This is a genomic window from Vibrio pelagius, assembly GCF_024347575.1.
GTDB classification, from domain to species: domain Bacteria; phylum Pseudomonadota; class Gammaproteobacteria; order Enterobacterales; family Vibrionaceae; genus Vibrio; species Vibrio pelagius.
Genome location: NZ_AP025503.1, coordinates 2,110,666 through 2,134,327 on the forward strand (window position 1 = coordinate 2,110,666; position 23,662 = coordinate 2,134,327).

Annotated in this window: 20 protein-coding genes; 6 read left to right on the forward strand and 14 right to left on the reverse strand. The window is 45.0% G+C overall.

Annotation, left to right across the window (positions count from 1 at the left end; genetic code table 11):
* Window positions 1-86 precede the first annotated feature (86 nt).
* From fabF to yceD, 8 genes are all read right to left on the reverse strand, one after another.
* Entirely contained in the window at window positions 87-1,331 is a 1,245-nt protein-coding gene (gene fabF, locus vsple_RS09110) for a beta-ketoacyl-ACP synthase II (protein WP_261881816.1), read from the reverse strand.
* A gap of 93 nt (window positions 1,332-1,424) precedes the next feature.
* Window positions 1,425-1,658: an acyl carrier protein gene (gene acpP / locus vsple_RS09115; protein WP_004737381.1), complete on the reverse strand. Its 234-nt coding sequence runs from the start codon at window positions 1,656-1,658 to the stop codon at window positions 1,425-1,427.
* Window positions 1,659-1,824: 166 nt separating this feature from the next.
* The gene (fabG, locus tag vsple_RS09120; protein ID WP_172974268.1) at window positions 1,825-2,559 is read right to left on the reverse strand and encodes a 3-oxoacyl-ACP reductase FabG; all 735 of its coding nucleotides are present in this window, start codon (window positions 2,557-2,559) and stop codon (window positions 1,825-1,827) included.
* A 20-nt stretch (window positions 2,560-2,579) separates the two neighbouring features.
* Entirely contained in the window at window positions 2,580-3,503 is a 924-nt protein-coding gene (gene fabD / locus vsple_RS09125; protein WP_261881817.1) for an ACP S-malonyltransferase, read from the reverse strand.
* 78 nt (window positions 3,504-3,581) lie between these two features.
* Window positions 3,582-4,532 carry a beta-ketoacyl-ACP synthase III gene (locus vsple_RS09130; RefSeq protein ID WP_261881818.1) on the reverse strand — a complete coding sequence of 317 codons (951 nt, stop codon included), beginning with the start codon at window positions 4,530-4,532 and terminating at the stop codon, window positions 3,582-3,584.
* A 5-nt stretch (window positions 4,533-4,537) separates the two neighbouring features.
* Window positions 4,538-5,563 carry a phosphate acyltransferase PlsX gene (plsX, locus tag vsple_RS09135; RefSeq protein ID WP_261881819.1) on the reverse strand — a complete coding sequence of 342 codons (1,026 nt, stop codon included), beginning with the start codon at window positions 5,561-5,563 and terminating at the stop codon, window positions 4,538-4,540.
* A gap of 10 nt (window positions 5,564-5,573) precedes the next feature.
* A complete protein-coding gene (gene rpmF, locus vsple_RS09140; protein WP_004414666.1) occupies window positions 5,574-5,744 on the reverse strand; it encodes a 50S ribosomal protein L32 in 171 nt (56 codons plus the stop codon).
* 35 nt (window positions 5,745-5,779) lie between these two features.
* Complete coding sequence (yceD, locus tag vsple_RS09145; RefSeq protein ID WP_239841480.1) at window positions 5,780-6,307, reverse strand: 23S rRNA accumulation protein YceD; 528 nt, start codon at window positions 6,305-6,307, stop codon at window positions 5,780-5,782.
* Between the two features lie 149 nt (window positions 6,308-6,456).
* Between yceD and vsple_RS09150 the strand changes: the two genes are divergently transcribed.
* A complete protein-coding gene (locus vsple_RS09150; RefSeq protein WP_261881820.1) occupies window positions 6,457-7,038 on the forward strand; it encodes a Maf family protein in 582 nt (193 codons plus the stop codon).
* 259 nt (window positions 7,039-7,297) lie between these two features.
* Here the strand turns inward: vsple_RS09150 and rluC are convergent, their stop codons facing one another.
* Entirely contained in the window at window positions 7,298-8,242 is a 945-nt protein-coding gene (rluC, locus tag vsple_RS09155) for a 23S rRNA pseudouridine(955/2504/2580) synthase RluC (RefSeq protein WP_261881821.1), read from the reverse strand.
* A 594-nt stretch (window positions 8,243-8,836) separates the two neighbouring features.
* Here rluC and rne point away from each other — a divergent pair.
* Window positions 8,837-11,950: a ribonuclease E gene (gene rne, locus vsple_RS09160; RefSeq protein WP_261881822.1), complete on the forward strand. Its 3,114-nt coding sequence runs from the start codon at window positions 8,837-8,839 to the stop codon at window positions 11,948-11,950.
* A gap of 260 nt (window positions 11,951-12,210) precedes the next feature.
* Window positions 12,211-13,758 carry a SulP family inorganic anion transporter gene (locus vsple_RS09165; protein WP_261881823.1) on the forward strand — a complete coding sequence of 516 codons (1,548 nt, stop codon included), beginning with the start codon at window positions 12,211-12,213 and terminating at the stop codon, window positions 13,756-13,758.
* Between the two features lie 92 nt (window positions 13,759-13,850).
* Here the strand turns inward: vsple_RS09165 and vsple_RS09170 are convergent, their stop codons facing one another.
* Window positions 13,851-14,300 carry a low molecular weight protein-tyrosine-phosphatase gene (locus vsple_RS09170; RefSeq protein ID WP_261881824.1) on the reverse strand — a complete coding sequence of 150 codons (450 nt, stop codon included), beginning with the start codon at window positions 14,298-14,300 and terminating at the stop codon, window positions 13,851-13,853.
* 84 nt (window positions 14,301-14,384) lie between these two features.
* On the opposite strand from vsple_RS09170, the gene cobO reads away from it, so the two are divergent.
* Complete coding sequence (gene cobO, locus vsple_RS09175) at window positions 14,385-14,990, forward strand: cob(I)yrinic acid a,c-diamide adenosyltransferase (RefSeq protein ID WP_261881825.1); 606 nt, start codon at window positions 14,385-14,387, stop codon at window positions 14,988-14,990.
* A gap of 166 nt (window positions 14,991-15,156) precedes the next feature.
* Here cobO and vsple_RS09180 read toward each other — a convergent pair whose 3' ends face one another.
* From vsple_RS09180 to apbC, 3 genes are all read right to left on the reverse strand, one after another.
* Window positions 15,157-17,259: an AsmA family protein gene (locus vsple_RS09180; protein WP_261881826.1), complete on the reverse strand. Its 2,103-nt coding sequence runs from the start codon at window positions 17,257-17,259 to the stop codon at window positions 15,157-15,159.
* 123 nt (window positions 17,260-17,382) lie between these two features.
* Window positions 17,383-18,024, reverse strand: a complete 642-nt coding sequence (gene udk, locus vsple_RS09185; RefSeq protein WP_255230360.1) for a uridine kinase — start codon at window positions 18,022-18,024, stop codon at window positions 17,383-17,385.
* Window positions 18,025-18,219: 195 nt separating this feature from the next.
* Window positions 18,220-19,296, reverse strand: coding sequence for an iron-sulfur cluster carrier protein ApbC (apbC, locus tag vsple_RS09190; protein ID WP_032552024.1), 1,077 nt, complete (start codon window positions 19,294-19,296; stop codon window positions 18,220-18,222).
* A gap of 159 nt (window positions 19,297-19,455) precedes the next feature.
* On the opposite strand from apbC, the gene metG reads away from it, so the two are divergent.
* Together metG and vsple_RS09200 are read left to right on the forward strand one after the other, a co-directional pair.
* Window positions 19,456-21,531, forward strand: a complete 2,076-nt coding sequence (gene metG, locus vsple_RS09195) for a methionine--tRNA ligase (RefSeq protein ID WP_261881827.1) — start codon at window positions 19,456-19,458, stop codon at window positions 21,529-21,531.
* Between the two features lie 159 nt (window positions 21,532-21,690).
* Window positions 21,691-22,170, forward strand: coding sequence for a YehS family protein (locus vsple_RS09200; RefSeq protein ID WP_261881828.1), 480 nt, complete (start codon window positions 21,691-21,693; stop codon window positions 22,168-22,170).
* A gap of 91 nt (window positions 22,171-22,261) precedes the next feature.
* Here the strand turns inward: vsple_RS09200 and fadR are convergent, their stop codons facing one another.
* A complete protein-coding gene (fadR, locus tag vsple_RS09205; protein ID WP_261881829.1) occupies window positions 22,262-23,101 on the reverse strand; it encodes a fatty acid metabolism transcriptional regulator FadR in 840 nt (279 codons plus the stop codon).
* Window positions 23,102-23,662: the final 561 nt, after the last annotated feature.

A 23,662-nucleotide genomic window follows, 5' to 3' on the forward strand; every position in this document is an offset into this window, starting at 1 on the left:
GAAACGGCTCAATGCTAAGCATCAAGCCGTTTAAAAACAAGTCTAATTACTGACTATCTACGATGTTTGAGTCTTTTATAAGATGATTAAATCTTTTTGAAGATCAAACAGCCGTTTGTACCACCAAAGCCGAATGAGTTACACGCAGCATATTCCATGCCGCTAACTTCACGCGCTGTGTGTGGAACCAGATCAATGTCTAGACCCTCTTCAGGATCGTCTAGGTTGATTGTTGGTGGAACAACTTGGTCAACCAGAGACATTGCTGTAATGATAGCTTCAGCAGAACCCGCAGCACCGAGTAAGTGACCAGTCATCGACTTAGTCGAAGAAACCAGTACTTGCTTGTAACCAGCTTCGCCAAGTGCACGCTTGATGCCTTTGATCTCTGCTACGTCACCAGCTGGAGTCGATGTACCGTGCGCATTGACATAACCAATTTGTTCACCAGTAATGCCAGCATCACGCATCGCCGCTTCCATCGCTAGTGCGCCACCTGAACCATCTTCACTTGGTGAAGTCATGTGGTAAGCGTCACCCGACATACCGAAGCCAACGAGCTCACAGTAGATCTTAGCGCCACGAGATTTAGCGTGCTCATACTCTTCAAGAACCATCATGCCAGCACCATCGCCAAGAACGAAACCATCACGGCCTTTGTCCCATGGGCGAGAAGCTTTCTGAGGCTCGTCGTTGCGTGTTGATAGTGCTTTAGCGGCACCGAAACCACCCATACCTAGCGGTGTCGATGCTTTCTCAGCACCACCCGCTAGCATCGCATCAGCATCACCGTATGCAATCATACGAGCCGCGTGACCGATGTTGTGTAGGCCGGTCGTACATGCGGTAGAAATAGCGATGTTAGGACCGCGTAGACCACGCATGATAGACATGTGACCAGCAATCATGTTCACAATTGTTGACGGAACAAAGAATGGGCTAATTTTACGAGGGCCTTTTTCAGTAAGCGCTTGGTGACCAGCTTCGATCAAACCAAGGCCGCCGATACCAGAACCGATAGCCACACCGATACGTGGTGCGTTCTCATCAGTTACGGTTAGACCAGAATCATCAAGTGCCTGAACACCTGCTGCGACGCCGTATTGGATGAATAGATCCATTTTACGAGCATCTTTTTTAGACATGTACTCTTCGCAGTTAAAGTCTTTAACTAGACCTGCAAAACGAGTTGAGAAATTGGTTGCATCAAAGTGCTCGATATTCACGATACCACTTTGACCAGCTAGCAGGGCTTTCCAAGAAGATTCTACAGTGTTGCCTACCGGTGACAACATACCCATGCCAGTGACAACTACACGACGCTTGGACACGATTTTACACTCCGGGGATTGAAATGATTTAGGATGAGGATAGATGAGTTAGATAAAACACAGGCGGTCGAGGTGACCGCCTGGGAGAGATTATTACTGAGCGCTAGTTACGTAATCGATAGCAGCTTGAACAGTAGTAATTTTCTCAGCTTCTTCATCTGGGATTTCAGTGTCGAATTCTTCTTCTAGAGCCATTACTAGCTCAACTGTGTCCAGAGAATCAGCACCTAGGTCATCAACGAAAGAAGCTTCGTTTTTAACTTCTGCTTCGTCTACACCTAGTTGTTCAACAATGATTTTCTTTACGCGTTCTTCGAGGTTGCTCATTTTTTCTTTTCCTTTACAGAGTTCGCTTTATGCGATGTTTTCCGTAGTTTATTCAATCTATTAAAAGTTGCAAGGCCAACTTTTCTGGTCAAACCACAATTTTAGCGATTTTAACCGAAATTACGTATGATTTTGACTTAAATCATGCACAAATGTTGCACACAATTTACACCATGTACATACCGCCATTGACGTGAAGTGTTTCACCTGTGATATAAGCTGCCGCAGGTGACGCCAAAAATACCACAGCTTCAGCGATTTCGCGAGGGTCACCTAGACGACCTGCTGGTACATTCGCCAAAGTTGCTGCACGTTGGTCATCATTTAGCGCTTTTGTCATGTCTGTTTCAATAAAACCAGGTGCAACTGTGTTCACTGTCACACCACGAGAAGCTACTTCACGTGCCATAGACTTAGTGAAACCGATAACACCAGCTTTAGCTGCAGCGTAGTTTGCTTGGCCAGCGTTACCCATAGTACCCACAACAGAACCTACGTTGATGATACGGCCTTCACGCTTCTTCATCATGCCACGCAGTACAGCTTTAGACATACGGTAGATAGGTGTTAGGTTAGTATCGATGATATCGTTCCACTCGTCATCTTTCATACGCATAAGTAGGTTATCGCGTGTGATACCAGCATTGTTCACTAGGATATCAATCGCACCAAACTCATCGTTGATCGTTTTTAGTGTTGCAGCTATAGAATCAACATCTGTTACGTTCAGAGCAAGACCTTTACCGTTCTCACCAAGATACTCGCTGATCGCAGCAGCACCGTTTTCTGACGTTGCAGTACCGATAACTTTAGCACCGCGCTCAACTAAAAGTTCAGCGATAGCACGACCGATACCACGGCTTGCACCTGTAACTAGTGCAACTTTGCCTTCTAAATTCATCATAACTTCTCTTTATGTCGTTATTTAGCAGCTTCTAGTGATGCAGCATCGTTTACTGCAGCAGCTGTCATTGTTTTAACAATACGCTTAGTTAGACCTGTTAGTACTTTACCTGGGCCTAATTCTAGTAGTTTTTCTACACCTTGCTCATTCATAGCCTGAACACCCTCAGTCCAACGTACTGGGCTGTAAAGTTGACGAACAAGCGCATCTTTAATCTTCGCAGGGTCTGTTTCAGCAGCCACATCAACGTTGTTGATTACAGGCAGTGCTGGCGCGTTGAACTCTAGTGCGTCCAGAGCAACTGCTAGCTTCTCAGCAGCTGGCTTCATTAGTGCACAGTGAGACGGTACAGATACTGGTAGAGGAAGTGCACGCTTAGCGCCCGCTTCTTTACATAGTGCACCAGCACGCTCTACCGCTGCTTTATTACCCGCGATAACAACTTGGCCTGGAGAGTTGAAGTTCACTGGGGATACCACTTCATCTTGCGCCGCTTCTTCACACGCTTTAGCGATTGATTCGTCATCTAGACCAATGATTGCGTACATTGCACCAACGCCGGCAGGAACCGCTTCTTGCATCAATTGACCACGTAGTTCAACTAGCTTAATCGCTTCTTTAAAGTCGATAACACCAGCACATACTAATGCAGAGTACTCACCTAGGCTGTGGCCTGCTAGGTTTGCAGGCTGCTCTAGGCCAAGCTCTTGCCATACACGCCAGATAGCAACAGATGCTGCAAGTAGAGCTGGTTGAGTACGGAAAGTTTCGTTTAAGTTTTCTACTGGACCTTCTTGAACTAGGGCCCATAGGTCGTAACCAAGCGCTTCAGAAGCTTCAGCGAATGTTTGTTTTACAACATCATACTGCTCGCCTAGTTCAGCAAGCATACCAACAGCTTGAGAGCCTTGGCCTGGGAATACGATAGCAAACTTGCTCATTGTGATTATCCTTTAAGCAATGCAAAAAATTGAATAAGGCACATAATTATGTGCCTTGATTGTTCTATCGACTTAGGGTTAGAACTTGACCAGTGCTGAGCCCCAAGTGAAACCGCCACCAAACGCTTCAAGAAGAAGAGTTTGACCACGTTTAATTCGTCCATCACGAACCGCTTCGTCTAACGCAGTCGGAACCGTTGCTGCCGACGTGTTGCCGTGCTTATCAAGTGTAATCACCACCTGATCAAGTGACATGGTTAGCTTTTTAGCCGTTGCAGAGATAATGCGGTAGTTAGCTTGGTGTGGTACCAACCAATCTAGTTCCGACTTATCCATGTTGTTAGCGGCCAGTGTGTCTTTTACTAGCTTAGAAAGCTGAGTCACTGCCACCTTGAAAACTTCGTTGCCTGCCATGTGAAGCCATTTGTCAGCGTCGCCGCCGCGCTCTGGAACTTCAAGGCTAAGTAGTTCACCGTATTTACCGTCAGAGTAAATGTGAGTAGACAAAATACCTGGCTCTTCACTCGCGCCCACAACAACCGCACCTGCACCATCACCAAATAGGATGATAGTAGAACGATCAGTTGGGTCACAAGTTTTAGACAGTGCATCAGCACCGATAACCAAAACGTTCTTACACATGCCTGATTTGATGTGTTGGTCAGCCACTGATAGTGCGTAAACAAAACCAGAACATGCCGCCGCTAAGTCGAACGATGGGCAACCTTTAATACCGAGCTTACCTTGTACCTGACATGCAGAAGAAGGGAACGTATGGCTACTGCTCGTCGTTGCAACAATGATCAAGTCGATATCATGCTTATCGATACCCGCCATATCAATTGCGTTTTCAGCAGCGTAAAACGCCATATCCGCTACAGTTTCATTTTCTGCAGCAATACGACGCTCTTTAATTCCTGTTCTAGCAACAATCCACTCATCGCTAGTCTCTACCATTTTCTCTAGATCTGCGTTAGTACGCACCTGAGATGGCAAGTAGCTGCCAGTACCTAATATTTTGCTATACATGAAGACTAATAATGCCTCTCGAGTAAAACCGCTTCCAAACGATCGCTAATGCGGCTAGGGACTTGTCGTTTGACCTCGTGTACTGCCTCGCCAATCGCGTTGACAACCGCAGTTACATCAGCACTTCCATGACTTTTAATGACAATGCCGCGCAATCCTAACAAACTTGCGCCGTTATACTGGTCGGGGTTCAAGGTTTTTAATTCAGTAAATAGCTCAGAAAACAATATTCTGGCGATCCAACCCTTTATTGTTGACGCCATGATGCGCGTTTTTAGCTTATCAATAAAGAGTTGTGCAGTGCCTTCGCACGTTTTTAGGCACACATTGCCTACAAAACCATCACAAACAACCACATCTGCTGCATCTTGCAGCAATTGATTTCCTTCAATATAGCCGATGAAGTTCACAGACTGGGTGTTGGACAACATTTCCGCGCATCGTTTTACAAGGTCATTGCCTTTTATTTCTTCTGCGCCGATATTCAAAATCGCGACACGTGGTGGGCGGTTTAAATGTTGTTCTGCAAGTGCGCTTCCCATAACAGCAAATTGAAAAAGAGAGTCTGCATCACTGGATACATTGGCACCTAGGTCCAGCATCCACGTTCGACCACCGGATGCTGTTGGCAACGCTGAGACGAGAGCTGGTCTATCAATGACGGGAAGAAGTTTCAAACGAAAACGAGACAAAGCCATTAATGCACCGGTATTTCCACCGCTGACACATGCGTCTGCTTGAGATTCCGCAACCAGATCGATTGCTTCACGCATAGAGCTGCCCTGACTGTTTCGTAAGGCAAGAGAAGGCTTTTCTGAGTTTGAAATAACTCGGTCACAGTGCTGAATACTCAAACGAGAATCAGGCTGTCGACCTAATGAGGATAGTTGAGATGTGATCGCATTTCGATCACCTATGAGAATGACTTTTAGCTCTGGGAAATACGACAGTGCCTGCACGGCGGCAGGCACTGTTACACGAGGACCGAAATCCCCGCCCATTGCATCAAGCGCAACGGTTATATTTTGCAAAAGGTCAACCTTACTTGTTGATAACCTTTTTGCCGCGGTAGTAACCTTCCGCAGTCACGTTGTGACGTAGGTGAGTTTCACCTGAAGTTGCGTCTACAGAAAGTGCAGCTGTAGTTAGCGCATCGTGTGAACGACGCATGCCACGCATTGAACGTGATTTCTTGCTCTTTTGTACGGCCATTGACCCTACTCCTATGTAAATTCTTAAAGAAGCAGTTACTTCTTTAAGCTTTTTAAAACATCAAATGGATTCGGCTTCTTGTCTTCCTCAATTTCTTCAGGAAGTTCACCAAACACCAAGTTATTTGAGTTAACGCTACAGTCCGCTTCGTCGTGCATTGCTACTTGAGGCAATCCAAGGATGAACTCGTCTTCAACTAATTGAATCAGGTCTAATTCACCGTACTCGTTCAGATCTACCAAATCGTACTCTTCCGGTGCTTCTTCTTCACTTTTCTCATTGTAGTAAGGAGTATAAGTGAATTCGACATCGCACTCATGTGCGAAAACCTCATTACAACGTTGACACTCTAAATCGACTTCGACGTTAGCTTTACCAGAGATAACGACTAATCGTTGTTCATCAAGCCCAAATGACAATGAGACTTGCGCGTCACGTTTTACGCCTTCAGTTGCTTCGCTTAAGCGCTTGAAAAGACTAGTTTGGATGATGCCATCTAAATCAAGTCGTTTTTGAGCGGTTCTAGCCGGATCAACTGTACGCGGTATTTTTACCTTTTGCATAGGGCGCGAATATTATCTTCCAAATCGAGTTTAGTCAAAGGAAATGGCAAAAAAAGTACACTTTTTTCCCTTTCCCATACAGAGCATTATGAATATCAAGATAAGTTACTATATCCTGCATTAAATGCTTCTATGAATTGTAAATTAAAATGAAAAATTACCAACTAGTTTTGGCCTCTACTTCACCATTTAGGCAAGAGATCCTTAAAAAACTGCATTTAGACTTTGTGACTGCTAAGCCTGACTGCGACGAAACACCAATTACCGGAGAGTCGCCGCAGCAACTGGTCATGCGTTTAGCAGAAGAGAAAGCCAAGTCTTGTCAGGTAACCTCACCAAGCTTAATCATAGGTTCAGACCAAGTGTGTGTGATTGATGGGGAAATCATCGGTAAACCACACACCCGCGAAAAAGCCATTGAACAGTTATCACGTCAAAGCAGCAAAAGCATTACCTTTTACACCGGCCTGTCCGTTTGGAACTCTGTTACTCAAAAAGCTGACACACGTCTCGACACCTTCGTGGTTCATTTTCGCGACTTAACCAGGACACAAATCGAAAGCTATGTCGACAAAGAGCAGCCTCTCTATTGTGCAGGCAGTTTTAAGAGTGAAGGACTGGGTATTGCTCTCTTTGAACGCCTTGAAGGTAAAGACCCGAATACGCTGATTGGACTACCGCTTATCGACCTGATTGATATGTTGGAAGCGCAAGGTTTGGATGTGCTTTAGGTTGGTCTCGATCACCTCATAGAGATTCCCTACTCCTTCCTTCGTCAGTCTAGGGAATGGCTAGGTCTATCACTAAAAACCAAAGTTCGTCATCCCCAAAAGTGAGGGACGAGCGAGTTTGGGGGCCTCTGATAACGAGCACAAACAAAAAAGGTTGACGAAATTCGTCAACCTTTCTCGTTTATGGATACTGAAGAACAAATTGAGGGAACACTCTATACCTTCGTATCTCGTATCTCGTATCTCGTATCTTAAAGAATTAAAGCTTACGCAGACCTGCGATTGCCTTCTCTAGCTTAGCTTCCATTGGAGCCGAGATATCCATCTTCTCTTCACTGCCTGGGTGTGTGAACTTGATATTCGCGGCATGCAGGAACAGACGGTCTAAACCAACTTTACTGGTGTAAGCATCAAAACGGCGATCGCCATAGCGATCATCCCATGCAATCGGGTGACCTGTGTACTGTGTGTGCACGCGGATTTGGTGAGTACGACCAGTAATCGGGCTTGCTTGAATCAAGGTCGCATCTTTGAACTTCTCGAGCACCTTGAAGCGGGTTTCAGAAGCCTTACCGTTTGGGTTGACTCGAACAATACTGTTGACTTCATTTTTAAGCAGCGGTGCATTCACCACTTTGCAGCTGTTTTTCCATTCACCCATAACAAGAGCGAAATAATACTTCTGGACTGTCTTTTCTCGGAACTGAGCTTGCAAGTGGCGCAGCGCCGAACGCTTTTTTGCGACCAAAAGGATGCCGGAAGTATCTCTATCAATTCGGTGCACTAACTCCAAGAAGCGCGCTTCTGGTCGCAATGCGCGTAGAGCTTCAATCGCGCCGAACTTAAGGCCACTACCACCGTGCACGGCTGTACCTGAAGGCTTATTCAAGATAAGCATGTGATCATCTTCATAAATGATGCAATGCTCTAGCTCGGACACCTTATTCAACTTAGTGCTTGGTACGTTCTCTTCAACTTTCTCTTCCACGGTCACAGGTGGAATACGCACGAGGTCACCGGCTTTCAACTTGTATTCGGCTTTGATGCGCTTTTTGTTCACACGCACTTCGCCCTTACGTACGATTCGATAAATCATACTTTTCGGGATGTTTTTTAATTGGTTACGTAAGAAGTTATCAATACGTTGACCAGCCATATCTTCATCGATGTCGATAAATTGGACTTTGGTTCTAATTTCGCTCATGCGGTTAGTGTATCACTGTCAAATTTGATAATTGAGAGTTAATTGCATTTTTCGGCGCGATTATACCTAAAAGGAGGAGCGAAACTTCTATATTTGTTTGATTCTTCGAACAAAAAACGACCAAGATTGCCGCAAAATTAAATATCATTTGATAAATTATTGATAGACAGTGAGTTAGAGCTATCAAAACCCAAACAAAAACCGTTTTTTTTCGCGCATTCTGATAAAGCAGATTGCTGTGATTAGCGACCACTGCTATAGTTCACAGCTGCTATCTATGGTTTGGTTACTATTTAAACAATCAACCATTCACCAGCAAGTAAATGAGTAGATGACTCAGTCAAAACCGTGCTGCATTGGCGTAAGACACCGTTAACTGAGTTCCTTGTCGCTCTACTCACGTACGCTCATGTTGAGTATTCACCGCCACATCGCGGATCATAGTTCACTATCTATGATGACTGACGTGCCCCAAGAGCATCCCTTCCAGCCGGGAGGCTGCACCGATAAAGCCATGGGATCAGGCACCATGAGAAACGAAATCAAGCGACAAGAACAATGATGAAAATAAGAAAAGACAATGAGTATTTCTAAATGAAAAGAATGTTAATTAACGCAACTCAAAAAGAAGAGTTGCGTGTCGCTTTGGTTGATGGCCAGCGACTTTTCGATCTTGATATCGAAAGTCCCGGTCACGAATCAAAAAAAGCGAATATCTACAAAGGACGTATCACTCGTATTGAACCAAGCCTAGAAGCGGCATTTGTTGACTACGGCGCAGAACGTCACGGTTTCCTCCCTCTTAAAGAAATAGCCCGCGAATACTTCCCTGAAGGTTACACATACCAAGGTCGTCCAAGCATCAAAGAAGTGCTAAAGGAAGGCCAGGAAGTTATCGTACAAGTTGAGAAAGAAGAACGTGGTAGCAAAGGTGCTGCACTGACTACTTTCATCTCTTTGGCGGGTAGCTACTTAGTTCTTATGCCAAACAACCCTCGTGCAGGCGGTATCTCTCGCCGTATCGAAGGTGACGAGCGTACTCAACTAAAAGCCGCTTTAAGCACGCTTGAGCTTCCTCAAGGCATGGGTTTAATCGTTCGTACTGCTGGCGTTGGCAAAAGCGCAGAAGAGCTTGAGTGGGACTTAAACGTACTACTTAATCACTGGGCTGCTATCAAGCAGGCTTCGGATTCAAACGCAGCACCTTTCCTTATCCACCAAGAAAGTAACGTAATTGTTCGTGCAATTCGCGACTACTTGCGTCGTGATATTGGTGAAATTCTTATCGACAGCAACACTATTTTTGAGCGTGCACAAGCGCACATTCAACTAGTGCGCCCAGACTTTATCAGTCGCGTTAAGAAGTACGACGGTGAAGTTCCTCTATTTAGCCACTACCAGATCGAGAGCCAAATTGAATCTGCTTTCCAACGTGAAGTTCGCCTTCCGTCAGGTGGTTCAATCGTTATCGACCCAACAGAAGCGCTAACTTCTATCGATATCAACTCTGCTCGTGCAACGAAAGGCGGTGATATTGAAGAGACCGCTCTGAACACCAACCTAGAAGCTGCAGATGAAATTGCTCGTCAACTTCGTCTACGTGACCTAGGTGGTCTAGTCGTTATCGACTTCATCGATATGACGCCTGTTCGTCATCAACGCGAAGTAGAGAGCCGTCTACGTGATGCAGTTCGTCTAGATCGTGCACGTGTTCAAATCGGTCGTATTTCTCGATTCGGTCTTCTTGAGATGTCTCGTCAGCGTCTAAGCCCTTCTCTAGCAGAAGCAAGCCACCACATCTGTCCTCGCTGTACAGGTACTGGTGTTGTACGTGATAACGAATCTCTAGCACTTTCTGTTCTTCGTTTAATCGAAGAGGAAGCGCTAAAAGACAACACAGCACAAGTGCTTGCCGTTGTACCAGTGCCAATCGCTTCTTACCTACTGAACGAGAAGCGTCGCTCTGTAAACCACATTGAGCGTACTCAAGAAGTTAAGATCACTGTTGTTCCTAACTCTGACATGGAAACTCCGCACTTCGAAGTTATCCGTGTTCGTGAAGGTGAAGAGTTCGATCTACTTTCTTACCTACTGCCTAAGAAGCTAGACGCTCTGAAAGAAGCAGAAAGCAAAGAACCAGCAGAACAGACGATTCGTCCTAAGAAGATTGAAGAACCTGCACTGAAAGGTTTTGCTGCTCCAGCTCAATCTGCACCAGCTCCAGCGCCAAAAGCGGCAGCTGCAAAAGTAGAAGAGAAGAAAGAAGAGCCTAAAGCACAAGAATCAGGCCTAATCAGCCGCTTCTTCAAAGCTATTGGCAGCTTCCTATTCGGTGGATCTTCATCTCAAGAAGAGAAACAGGAAGAGAAGCAAGAAGAGAAACCTAAGAACAATCGCAACAATCGCAACAATGGCAACCGTCAACGTCGCGATCGCAATGACAATCGTCGTCGCAACCAGCGTGGTGACCGTAACGAAAACCGCGACAACAAGCGCCGTCGTAAGCCAGCTCGTGATGAGAAGCCTGAAGAGCAAAAAGAAAATGCCACTCAGCAGCCTCGTCAAAACCGTAAGCCGAAGCAAGATCGCCGTAATAAGCAGCGTGACGAGCAGAAGCAACAACGCGAAGAGCAAGTACCATCTAAGGTTGCAGAACAAGGTCAACAGCTAGCAGCTGATGCTCAAACTTCTAAACCAGAAGGTCAAAAGCAGAAGTCTGAAGCGAAAGCTGCAAAAGTTAAAGAGCGTCGTCAACGTCGTAAACTGAACAAGCAGATCCGCGTTAAAGACCAGCAAGCTCAAGCAGAAAACAACTCTGCGAAAGAGCAGGTTGCAGCTAAAGATAAGTCTGTTGCTCAAGAGCAAAAGGTAGCGGAACAAGTAGAAGCTAACCAAGCGAATGCTGAACAAACAGAACAGGAAGAGCCGAAGCAACGTCGTAACCGTCGTTCTCCACGTCACCTACGTGCAAGTGGTCAACGTCGTCGTCGCGGTCGTGATCGTCGCCCTAACCCATTCCGTCTACGTAAAGGTGGTGTAGCCTCTCCTGAGATGGCGATGGGTAAAGTGATGCCTCGTTTCGTGCCTAAGCCGCACCACAAACAAGCTAAGCCTGAAGCTGCGAAAGCAGAAGCGCAAGCACAACAATCAACTGAACTAGAAGCTGTTCAAAACAATGTTGTGATTGCTGGTGGTTTTGCATGTCCTGAAATGGCAATGGGTAAAGTAATTATCCGCCGTGAAGAGCCTGTGGTTGAAGCTGTTGTAGAAGCGAAAGCTGAAGAAGCTGTGGCACAGCCCGCAGTTGAAGCTCCTGTTGTTGAGAAATCTGTAGCTGAGGCGCCTGCAGCAGCACCCGTTGCTGAAGAAGCACCAGTCGCAGACACGCCTGCAATTGAGGAATCAGTTGAAGTTGAAGAAACGGTTGAAGCAAAAACTGAAGAGACTGTCACTGAAGATCCAGTTGTTGAAGCTCCAATTGCTGCGGCTAAGCCAGTTGAAGCTGCACCTGTGACTGAAGAGAAACCTTCAGTAGAAGCGAAGAAACAAGCTAGCTCGCCAATGACGAAAGCTCCAGGTCCTCAAGAGATCAAAGAGATTGAAGTTGTGGCAGCACCATTCCGTAGCGAACGTTACGTATCGAAAGGTGCAGGCAGTCAAGTTGCTTCGAACCAAGCAGGTTCTGGTATGACGAAACCAAACTACTAAGCATTTACTGTTGTAAATTCTCGAGTAAATAGACTCAAAGGCTGCTTTCATAAGCAGCCTTTTTTACATGCGTCAACGGAATAACGATTAACATATATATTACTCAAAGTTAGGTTCAACCTTGAACTTAATCACATTTTTGGGTAGGATTCGCGCACTTATCTTTTTCGACACTTAGCTATTGCCGCTCTTTCTTACACCTGTTTAGCTCCGCAATATGTTCGTGTCGGTAAATCCATTTAAAGCATAGCTGAGCACACATGTTCGAATTTCCACAATTTTCAAAGCACTCTGTAAAGAATGACGTTCTTTCAGGTCTTACTGTAGCACTTGCTCTAGTACCTGAAGCCGTTGCATTCGCCTTTGTTGCTGGTGTTGACCCAATGGTCGGCCTATATGCAGCATTCATCGTCGGCCTTATCACATCTATCTTCGGCGGTCGCCCAGGTATGATCTCTGGTGCAACGGGCGCAATGGCCGTTGTAATGGTTAGTCTTGTTGCGACTCACGGCGTTCAATACCTGTTTGCCGCAATCATGCTAGCAGGCCTTCTGCAGATCGCAGCAGGTATCTTTAAGCTTGGTAAATTTATTCGAATCGTTCCACATCCAGTAATGATCGGCTTTGTGAACGGTTTGGCGATTGTTATCTTCCTTGCTCAGCTTGGTCAATTTAAAGCTCCAGACCTCACTGGCGCACTCACTTGGCTTCCAACAGACCAAATGACACTTATGCTTGGTCTGGTAGCACTGACTATGGCAATCATCCACTTCCTGCCTAAGTTTACAACTGCAGTGCCTTCTTCACTGGTTGCTATTGTGACGGTGACAGCGCTAGTGGTTGGTTTAGATCTAGAAACTCGTACAGTAGTTGACTTCCTACGTACTATGTCTGGTGACGATGCAGCAACGCTTGCAGGCTCTCTACCAACATTCTCGATTCCAGCAGTGCCATTTAACCTAGAAACGCTCTACATCATCTTGCCTTACGCAGTCATTCTTGCGGCAATTGGTTTGATTGAATCGCTACTGACTTTGACTGTGCTTGATGAAATGACAAACACTCGTGGCCAATCAAACCGTGAATGTGTAGGTCAAGGCATGGCGAACGTAACGTGTTCAGTATTTGGCGCGATGGGTGGTTGTGCGATGATTGGTCAATCGATGATCAACGTAAACTCTGGTGGCCGTGGTCGTCTATCAGGTATCGTTGCTGCGGTTGCACTATTGATGTTCATTCTATTTGCATCGTCGCTAATTGAAATGATTCCTCTAGCAGCACTTGTGGGCGTAATGTTCATGGTTGTTATCGGTACATTCGAATGGGCAACGTTCAAGCTTGCGCGCCGCGTACCAAAACAAGACTTCTTTGTTATCGTTCTAGTAACAGTTGTTACTGTAATGACTGACCTTGCAGTCGCCGTATTTGTGGGTGTTATCGCATCTGCGCTAATGTTCGCTTGGCAGCACGCTAAACACATCTACGCAGATACTTGCATCAATGAAGAAGGCTCAAAAGAGTACAAAGTTAACGGCCCGATCTTCTTCGGCTCGACAGCAAACTTCCTTGAGCTATTTGATGCTAAAGAAGATCCACAAGATGTAATCGTCGATTTCGCAAACTCTCGTGTAACTGACCACTCAGCAATCGAAGCGATCGATACTATTGCCGAACGTTACGCAGCACAAGGTAAAACACTGCACCTACGTCACCTGAGCCAAGACTGTGTCGCTATGCTGCACAAAGCCGGTAGCTTAGTTGAAGCTAACGTTGCAGAAGATCCTATCTACAAGGTTATGTCTAAGTAATAGCTAATGGCTTTACATAGATAAGAATAGAAAATGCCGACGATAAACGTCGGCATTTTTGTATCGGCTTACTAAACTGGAATGTCCAATTTTTACAGTGATTTCAATATCGCTTCACTCGACTCTTCAATTAAATCGAGCACCAATTCGAAGCCATCTCCCTCTCCATAGTAAGGATCAGGAATTTCCTCATAACTCGATTCACCAAAGCTTAGAAATAGAGCCAATTTATGCTGTAAGTGATCTAGACATTGAGATTCTAAGTCAGCTAAGTTCGCTCTATCTGCAGCTAAAATTAGGTCGAACTCATCAAAGTCTTGTGCCACCACTTTACGAGAACGAATTCCTTTAAAGCTGTAGCCCCTAGCCTCACCAGCCGCTTTAGAACGGGGATCTGGTGGGTTTCCTTGGTGGAAACCGATTGTACCAGCGGAGTCTACCTCAACCTCGATCCCCATAGACTTGGCTTTAGCACGCAATATCGCTTCCCCTGTTGGTGAGCGACAGATATTCCCCATACAGACTACCAGTATCTTTTTCATCCCTAATCACCTGTTCTTTCGATGGTTTTTGATAGTGTTAACTTAAGCTATGATAGTGCTAATCACAAATTATAAGGAAGAGTTATGTCGACTGAAGACAACAAAGAACAGCGCCATAAGGCCCGCCAACAGAAAGTGAAAGAACAAGTTGATGCTCGTGTTGCCGCTGCTCAGGAAGTTAAAGGCCTACTGCTTGTCATTACAGGTAATGGTAAAGGCAAGTCAACTTCTGGCTTTGGTACCATTACTCGTGCTGTTGGTCACGGCAAGAAATGTGCTGTAGCTCAATTCGTCAAAGGAACATGGGACAACGGCGAAAAGAATGTGCTTGAGAAGCTCGATGTTGAATTTCAAGTGATGGGCACAGGCTTCACTTGGGAAACGCAAAACAAAGCCAAAGATATTGAAGCAGCACAACGTGTTTGGACAGAGTGTAAGCGCATGCTCGCTGACGAGTCATTGGATGTGATTCTATTTGATGAGCTAACCTACATGGTTAGTTACGGTTACATTCAACTTGATGAAGTTGTTGAAGCACTAAACAATCGACCGAAGATGCAATCAGTGATCATTACAGGTCGTGGCGCTCACCGCACACTTACTGAGATGGCAGACACTGTTTCAGAGGTGCGCAATGTTAAACACGCTTTCGAATCAGGGGTTAAAGCGCTACAAGGCGTCGATTGGTAATAACCTTCGAACTGAAATCCTCGACTCGGGAAGATGACGGCTTTGTCCGTGTTACTTCCTATAACAAAGGCGATGTCTTAGAAAACCTCTGTTTTTGACGTTCAAATAAAAAAGCGCCACTCTTCATTAAAGAGTGGCGCTTCATTTGTATCAGACTTAAAGCAGATTAATTAAACAGACCTTTCAACAATCCATCTACCGCTTCCTTGGTTTTCTCATCTTTGATCTTATCCGTGAGTTTCTCTACACCACGATCGATCTCTTTCTGTGCTTTCTGTTTCAATACATCATCGAACACTAAGCTAAACTTAGGGTCTGCCCAAGCACCCGTAACCTTAATTGGAATAGTCACATCTTTAAGGTCATCGATACTCTTACCACCCTGTCCTTCCAATGAGCCCACAATTGAGGTACGAACTAGGAAGTCGACAGTCTCATTGATGAAATTAGCTTTACCAGAACCCGTTACACGTAGCAGAGGCGATTGTGCTGAAAGATCATTAGTCGATACCCAACCTTTGTCGACTTTTAGTGTCGCCTTCATCGCACTGAAGTCAGTTTTTTGAACACCTTCAGCCTTATCATACTTCTCGCCTTTGATCTTGGCGTAATTTTCGCGAATCAGTTGTGCTACGTTAATACCGTTCACGGCACCATCGGCAAAGTTGATAGCAATAGTACCCACGAGATTCTGCTTGATACCCGTTGGAGTTAGGCTCTTACCAGAAACATTTACGTTAATGTTGCCAGTACCTTCGAGCATATCGTTATCCGCAACATCCATCAGCAATGGTTGAACCTTTACGCCCTTGATTGCTTTCTTAGCTGTAAATGACGCAGGTGACTTACGAGCATCCAGAGTCGCTGTCGCTGAGATTGAGCCTTCATAGAGATTAGACGTGAATGACTCAAGTTTCGCCACACCGCGGTTAACCGAAAATGCCGCTTTTACGTTCTGCATGTGAGCATTGTTGGCTTTAAACTTATCAATCGTAATATCGCCTTTAACATCAAGTGTCTTCAAAGCCGTGAGGTCAGGTTCAACCTCTTCCGTGGGCGCTGAAGATTCAGCTTCTTTAGCCGGCTGTGAAGCGGCTGACGAATCAGAAGCGCTCCCCAAGCCTAAGAATTCATCCAAATCGATGTTAGGGCTATGTAGAGAGAAGCGCACCTTGGGAATTTCAGATAACGTCACATCCGCCTTACCGTCGAGTGCGATACTGTCCGCTTGAAGCTTTTTCAATACAAAGCTCAAGTGGCTCTTAGTGAGGTCGAAGCTAAGATCAGAGAGCATATCGACTTTCATTGGCGATTGAGGAAGCGCATCACCTTCAAGCGTAGAATCCAAAGTTAGCTTATTAAGAATGACTTTTGAAATCGCGCTATCAACCGTCAGTTCACCTGCACCTTTGAGATCAAGCGTCATATCTGCAGCATTACCTACAACGCTGTATGTTAAGTTATTGACTTTGTCGAACTCGAACGTATCTAGACCAATCTTAGCCGACTCGATTTGAGTACTCGGATCGCTGAAGGTCGCATTCAAGTCGATATTACGCAGTGCGTAACTTGTGAAGCCTTTTGCAAGCTTTAATTCCGCACGGCCTTGCGCAGAGAACTTCTGCTGATTGTTCTCACCCGATGCCGAAAAAGTAGCCGTAGTCCACGTATCAGCCGCGAATTCAGATAGGTTAAACGCCACATCGTATAGCTTGATAAACGAACCAGCTTGTTTGTCATCCATCTCGAACAATGCATTCGATACAGTCACACCAGCGAGGTTAATCGTCCAGTTTGAGGCCGCACTTTCTTGTGGTGAAGTGGACGCTTCTTCTGGTTGAGTCGTTGCCTCTTCTGCTGGCGTAGCAGTAGTTTGAGCCTGTGTTAGCGTATCAATATTCTTACTGCCATCTTTTAGAGTTTCTAAATAAAATTGAGCACCATCCAGCGTAACATTACCGATCTCTAGTTGATTGCTAAAAAGAGGCATCACGGAGATATCAACGCCGACAGTTTCGACTTTGAATAAGTTAGGTTGGGTAAAGCCCTGCGGATTACGCAGCTCTGTCTTTCCTAATTCAAAACCAATCGATGGGAAAAATTGCCAACTGATATCCCCTTCAATCACAAGCTCTAAGCCTGTGTGTTTTTGGGCTTGTTCAACGATCAGTGGTTTAAATTGATTGGGATTGACTAACAGTACTAGCGCCAGAATCGCCGCGATAACGACAACAACTGGGATAGCTATGAAAATGAGTAGTTTCTTCATCCGCATATTCCTTGCTTAGATTCCAAAAGAAAGTGGCACTACAAAAGTGCCACTTATTCGATAAAAAATAAAGCTAAGTTAAGAACTTATAACTAAATTCTTACTTTTGTCAGATGGTACCGACTACGCCTTTAACAGCTTAGCGATATGAGCTTTCAAAACATCGATTGCGATACGGTTCTTGCCGCCACGAGGAACGATAATATCGGCATGTTGCTTTGATGGCTCAATAAACTGCATAAACATAGGACGCACTGTCTTTTGATATTGCTTCAGTACAGATTCCATCGTACGGCCACGCTCTTCAACATCACGCTTAACACGACGTAGTAGACAGATGTCTAGTGGTGTATCCATGAAAACACTCGCGTGCATCAGTTCACGTAGACGTGGGTCTGTTAGCAGTAGGATACCTTCTAAAATGATCACTTTCTTTGGAGTAAGTGTAGTCGTTTCAGAAGTACGTGTGTGCTCAGAGTAGCTGTATTCTGGAACTTCAACTGCGTTGCCGTTCATTAACTCTTTCAAGTGCTCACACAGTAGGTCATGATCTAGTGCGTTTGGGTGGTCGTAGTTTGTTTTAACACGCTCTTCCATACTCAAGTGGCTTTGGTCGCTGTAGTAGCAATCTTCCGTGATAACACCAATTTGATGGTCGCCTACTTTTTCGCGCAACTCATTATAAATAGTACTAGCAATCAGACTTTTTCCTGAAGCCGAAGCGCCAGCGATACCTACGATGACACATTGATTATTATCAGACATTATTTTGCACCCGATATGGTTTTGGTGATGGGAATAGATAAACCGCCTGATTATAGGGGCTAAGCTCTGTAGATTCTAGTCGCCATTTCAGCAAAATACCGTCAAATTGATGATCGAAATGGATTAAATCAAGATAAACGTTTGCTTAATGTCCAGAGCCCATCAACCACTTGCACACTCTGTATGAATTATAAACTACTCAACCATTGAAAAGTTAATTGCCTCTGGTTTGACTTTACCTGTCCAGTACATCTTACAGGCCACATTTTCAGCCAAATCGAGATAATGACGCGTGTGCTCACTGTCTGGTCGACGCACTACGGTTGGCATTCCCGCATCAATATCTTCGCGAACATCGATGTGCAGAGGGATCTGAGCAAGAATATCGAGGCTAAACTCAACAGCCATCGCTTCAGCGCCGCCAGAGCCAAAGATATGCTCTTTTTCACCACAATGGCTACAAATATGATAGCTCATGTTCTCTACCAGCCCCGCCACTGGCACGCCTACCTTGTCAAACATCGCCACACCTTTGCGTGCGTCCGCTAAAGCGAGATCTTGTGGTGTAGTTACAACAATCGCACCTGTCACAGGGATTTGCTGAGACAAAGTCAGTTGGATGTCACCTGTACCCGGCGGCATATCAATGACCAGATAGTCAAGATCCGGCCATACCGTTTCATTCATGATCTGGCCAAGCGCTTTCGCTGCCATTGGACCACGCCAGATAGCGGCATCGTCTTTTGAAACCAAGTAACCGATTGAGTGAGTGAAGATCCCATGCGCTTCAATTGGAATCATCCATTTGTTGTCACGCACTTCCGGTTTCGCTTGCATTTGCCCGAGCATCATAGGCACAGAAGGACCATAAATATCGGCATCCAATAGACCAACTTTGGCACCCGATTTGGATAGTGCCAATGCTAAGTTAACTGAAGTCGTGGATTTACCAACTCCCCCTTTTGCAGAGGTCACTGCGATGATATTTTTCACGCCTTTGACCGGGCTTGAGACGGTTGTTTCGAGTGCAGCAGGCTTAATTCGAACTTCAAAGTCGAATCCAGCCACTTTTTGTTCCGCGATTTGATGTGATATCCAGTGTGATAGCTCTTCTACTAAGCTATTGGCCGCAAATGGAAGCGTAATGATGAATGAACCCTTTGGATCAACCGTCACCATATTTGGTTGAGATGCCCATTCTGGGATTAGAAGTACAGATTCAAACTCATTCAGCCAAGAACAAAAATCTTGCTTTGATGTGAAGTTACGCATTGGGGCTCCTTTTTTTAATTAATGCTATCACCCGCTGACGAAAGACTGAACCCTTAAAAAACTAAGGGATTCGTCAATTTGATACCTTGGCGTGACACACGTTATAAAGTAGTATTACACATCAAATTTATACCCATCAAAAAGAAGCGAAATTTAAGTATGGCAAACGATCCAAGAACTCTTGATTCAAGGAAACTACTGGTCACTTGTGCCCTTCCGTATGCTAATGGTTCGATTCACCTAGGTCACATGCTTGAGCACATTCAAGCTGACATTTGGGTGCGCTACCAACGCCTACGCGGCAACACTGTAAACTTCATCTGTGCTGACGATGCTCACGGCACGCCAATCATGCTAAAAGCACAACAGATGGGTATTACACCAGAAGAGATGATCGCTGCTGTAAGTGAAGAGCACCAAAAGGACTTCGCTGGCTTCGATATTAGCTTTGATAACTACCACAGCACACACTCAGAAGAGAACCGTGAGCTGGCTTCACACATCTACCTAGAGCTTAAGAAGAACGGCTTTATCTCTAGCCGCACTATCTCTCAGCTATTCGACCCTGAGAAAGAGATGTTCCTACCGGATCGTTTCGTAAAGGGTACATGTCCTAAGTGTAAGTCAGAAGACCAATACGGTGACAACTGTGATAACTGTGGCGAAACATACAGTCCAACAGAACTGATTGATCCTAAGTCAGCCGTATCTGGCGCAACACCAGTGATGAAAGACTCTGAGCACTTCTTCTTCGACCTACCTCAGTTCGAAAGCATGCTACAAGAGTGGACTCGCTCTGGTTCTCTTCAAGCTGAAACAGCGAACAAAATGCAAGAGTGGTTTGAGTCTGGCCTACAACAGTGGGATATCTCACGTGACGCGCCATACTTCGGCTTTGAAATCCCAGGCGAGAAAGACAAGTTCTTCTACGTATGGCTAGACGCTCCTATCGGTTACATGGGTTCATTCAAAAACCTGTGTGACAAGCGTGATGACCTAGATTTCGATGAGTATTGGAAGAAAGACAGCTCAACAGAACTTTACCACTTCATCGGTAAAGACATTGTTTACTTCCACTCTCTATTCTGGCCAGCAATGCTAGAAGGCAGCGGTTTCCGTAAACCAGACAACGTGTTTGTCCACGGCTACGTCACCGTAAACGGTGCCAAGATGTCTAAGTCAAAAGGCACCTTCATCAAAGCAGCGACTTACCTAGATCATTTAGATCCAGAATGTCTACGCTACTACTACGCAGCGAAACTAAACAGCCGTATTGACGACCTAGACCTTAACCTTGAAGACTTCACGCAGCGCGTTAACGCTGATGTAGTAAACAAGATTGTTAACCTAGCATCTCGTAACGCAGGCTTCATCACTAAGCGTTTTGAAGGCAAGCTATCTGACCACTTCGCAGAGCCAGAGCTGTACAACGAATTCGTTGCAGCTGCTGATCGTATTGCTGAGCTTTACGAAACTCGCGAATTTGGTCGTGCAATCCGTGAAATCACAGCACTAGCAGACAAAGCAAACCAATACGTTGACGAAAAAGCACCGTGGGTTGTAGCGAAAGAAGAAGGTAAAGACCAAGAACTGCAAGACATCTGTTCTGTTGGTATTAACCTATTCCGCGTTCTGATCACGTACCTAAAACCTGTGATGCCTGAGCTAGCAGCACGCACTGAAGCATTCCTAAACCAAGAACTGACTTGGGAAGGTATGGCTGCACCACTGACAGGTCACGAGATCACTAAATTCAAGGCGCTATTCAGCCGTATCGACCCTAAGAAGGTTGAAGCGATGATTGAAGCTTCTAAAGAAGACGCAGCAGCAGAAGTTGCAGCGAAAGAAGCGGCAGAAGCAGCTAAGAACAAAGCAAGCCAAACCGAGCTTGACAAAGATCCAATCGCAGAAGAGATTGAATTTGACGCTTTCGCAGCAGTAGACATGCGTATTGCTCGCATCATCTCTTGTGAAGAAGTGCCAAAAGCAAACAAACTGCTTAAGTTCCAATTGGACATCGGTGGCGAAACTCGTCAGGTATTCTCTGGCATCAAGTCAGCATACAAACCTGAAGAGCTAGAAGGCAAGCTAACAGTCATGGTAGCAAACCTTAAGCCGCGTAAGATGAAGTTTGGTATGTCTGAAGGCATGATCCTAGCAGCAGGCCCGGGGGGTAGCGACCTATGGATCCTTGAGCCGCACGAAGGTGCACAGCCAGGTATGCGCGTAATGTAACGCCAACCACTGAATTGAAAATCCCCATCGCAGTAATGCATGGGGATTTTTTATTTCTGTTGATATCCCACATTCTCTGATACATTCCCTCCTCAACTTTTCAGTCGATAATACGCTTAATACTCGCGACACTCGACTCACTGCCGAATTAGGATTCCTGTGACTAACAATGAAATCTTGCGCCGTATCCAACACGCGCTAAACCTGAAGAACGCCCAAATCATCAAAGCCTTTGAGCAAGCAGACTCTACCGTTGCGCATGACCAAGTAAACAACTGGCTAAAAGCTGAAAGTGAAAAGTCATTCTCGAAAATGAAAGATAAAGAGCTGGCAATCTTCCTAAATGGTTTCATCAATCTTAAGCGCGGCAAGAAAGAGGGTGAACAGCCAAAGCCAGAAGTATCACTGACTAACAACATGATTTTCATGAAACTGCGTATTGCATTAAACATGAAGGCTGAAGATGTACTGGATGCATTAGAAGTGATGGGAATTAGCCTAAGTAAGTACGAAATTGGCGCCTACTTCCGCAAACCAAACAACAAGAACTACAAGACTTGTGAAGACCAACTATTGTGCGACTTCTTAAGCGGTGTTCAGTTCTCTCACCGTCCAGATTCAGAAGAATTTGCTGGGTAGGCTTGCCTCTGTATCAAAACGCTAAACAAGAATAAAAAACGGCGAGCTATCAGATAGCTCGCCGTTTTTGTTTGTTCGCTGAACTCACTTATTAGCTGTCGTCTTCAGTAAAGTTCGTTGGCAGCGTCGTTTTCATTTCGTTCCAAACCTGTCCACTTGCAACACCGTAGTTACGGATCAGTAATGGCAAGTTTTCACGTTCGCCGCTCTCACAAATGGCTAACAGCTCTTTATAGAAATCCATCGCTAGGCGACGTGCTTCGGGGTTAGAGAAGTAGTAACTGCCGATGCGATCGTAAAGCTTACGAACACCATTAAAGATCAAACCATAGATTTGGTTGCCTGAATGAAACGCAAGGCGTTGGAACAGCATGTAGTCATAAAAGTTGAAAGTTTTAGCAACAAGAATCGCTTGGCGTTTCTCTTCATCTTTTTCGTTGTCTTCTTTTACTGCATGCTTAATTTTTTCTGCGTATGGAGAAGACTCGACAAACTCATCCCACGTTTTAGACGCGAGCAGTGCTTCACACGATTCAATCACATTGATAATCGTGCGCTCTGAACTCTCTTTGTTCACCTTAAATGCGTAACGCATAAAGATAGGGCTGATGTTTGTACGTGCTGCAAGCAAGTCTTCTACGATATTTGTCGCGTTATCTACGTCTAATGTCATTAGCGTATCAAGAATGTGCAGACCCGATGTCTCCATGAACTGGTTCACCTTAGTTGGCTTACCATGTTGAATTGTCAGCCAACCGTCGCGGGCTAGACGTTGCAATACTTCACGTAGTGTGGTTCGAGTAACACCAATTAATTCAGACAGCTCACGCTCAGCTGGTAGGATTGAGCCAGGGGGGAAACGGCCGTTCCAAATACTTTCAATAATATACTTCTCTGCAAATCCTGCCGGGCTCTTCGCCTTAATGACCATCTACACTTCAATCCAATTTAATTATTTTGCTTTAATTGACTCATCATACCACTAGTTAGCGCCTCTCGGAAACACCTCGAAAAGTTTACAGACGCCAAACTCACAATAGAGCTAAAACTCTAAATTGCAGCACACGTTTGCACCTTTAGTCTAATATCGCTGCATGGTATAACATCAATTTAAACAAATTTTTAACACAACATTTTTTCATTTAAATCAGAGAGATAGGTCATAATTTTAGATCTATTAAAATGCAATATTAAGTTGTAATAATCGCACATAAGCTTAGATTATTATGTAAATTTCAATCATTTCACGCAAATATTGATTCTAGTCGATTTTTCTCACAATTTTGGTGTTATGCTTGCGCTACTTTGATCGCGTTTTTCAACAAAAAAGTGGTATTTTTAGGGCAACAGAGCATTTCCTGTTGACTAAATGTTATCTAAGAGTAGAGTTGCGCTCAAAAATGAGCAGTGCACGAGTTTCTAAGGGAGTGACTTGGCAAGGCCACAGAACATTACATGGAATGTAGTTTTTCTAAGTCACTGTTAGTTATGA

What these genes read in the sequence shown, in the direction of transcription:
- acpP (WP_004737381.1), bottom strand. Translation starts at nt 1,658, where the DNA reads ATGAGCAACCTCGAAGAACGCGTAAAGAAAATCATTGTTGAACAACTA.
- fabG (WP_172974268.1), bottom strand. Translation starts at nt 2,559, where the DNA reads ATGAATTTAGAAGGCAAAGTTGCACTAGTTACAGGTGCAAGCCGTGGT.
- fabD (WP_261881817.1), bottom strand. Translation starts at nt 3,503, where the DNA reads ATGAGCAAGTTTGCTATCGTATTCCCAGGCCAAGGCTCTCAAGCTGTT.
- vsple_RS09130 (WP_261881818.1), bottom strand. Translation starts at nt 4,532, where the DNA reads ATGTATAGCAAAATATTAGGTACTGGCAGCTACTTGCCATCTCAGGTG.
- rpmF (WP_004414666.1), bottom strand. Translation starts at nt 5,744, where the DNA reads ATGGCCGTACAAAAGAGCAAGAAATCACGTTCAATGCGTGGCATGCGT.
- yceD (WP_239841480.1), bottom strand. Translation starts at nt 6,307, where the DNA reads ATGCAAAAGGTAAAAATACCGCGTACAGTTGATCCGGCTAGAACCGCT.
- vsple_RS09150 (WP_261881820.1), top strand. Translation starts at nt 6,457, where the DNA reads ATGAAAAATTACCAACTAGTTTTGGCCTCTACTTCACCATTTAGGCAA.
- rluC (WP_261881821.1), bottom strand. Translation starts at nt 8,242, where the DNA reads ATGAGCGAAATTAGAACCAAAGTCCAATTTATCGACATCGATGAAGAT.
- rne (WP_261881822.1), top strand. Translation starts at nt 8,837, where the DNA reads ATGAAAAGAATGTTAATTAACGCAACTCAAAAAGAAGAGTTGCGTGTC.
- vsple_RS09165 (WP_261881823.1), top strand. Translation starts at nt 12,211, where the DNA reads ATGTTCGAATTTCCACAATTTTCAAAGCACTCTGTAAAGAATGACGTT.
- vsple_RS09170 (WP_261881824.1), bottom strand. Translation starts at nt 14,300, where the DNA reads ATGAAAAAGATACTGGTAGTCTGTATGGGGAATATCTGTCGCTCACCA.
- cobO (WP_261881825.1), top strand. Translation starts at nt 14,385, where the DNA reads ATGTCGACTGAAGACAACAAAGAACAGCGCCATAAGGCCCGCCAACAG.
- vsple_RS09180 (WP_261881826.1), bottom strand. Translation starts at nt 17,259, where the DNA reads ATGAAGAAACTACTCATTTTCATAGCTATCCCAGTTGTTGTCGTTATC.
- udk (WP_255230360.1), bottom strand. Translation starts at nt 18,024, where the DNA reads ATGTCTGATAATAATCAATGTGTCATCGTAGGTATCGCTGGCGCTTCG.
- apbC (WP_032552024.1), bottom strand. Translation starts at nt 19,296, where the DNA reads ATGCGTAACTTCACATCAAAGCAAGATTTTTGTTCTTGGCTGAATGAG.
- metG (WP_261881827.1), top strand. Translation starts at nt 19,456, where the DNA reads ATGGCAAACGATCCAAGAACTCTTGATTCAAGGAAACTACTGGTCACT.
- fadR (WP_261881829.1), bottom strand. Translation starts at nt 23,101, where the DNA reads ATGGTCATTAAGGCGAAGAGCCCGGCAGGATTTGCAGAGAAGTATATT.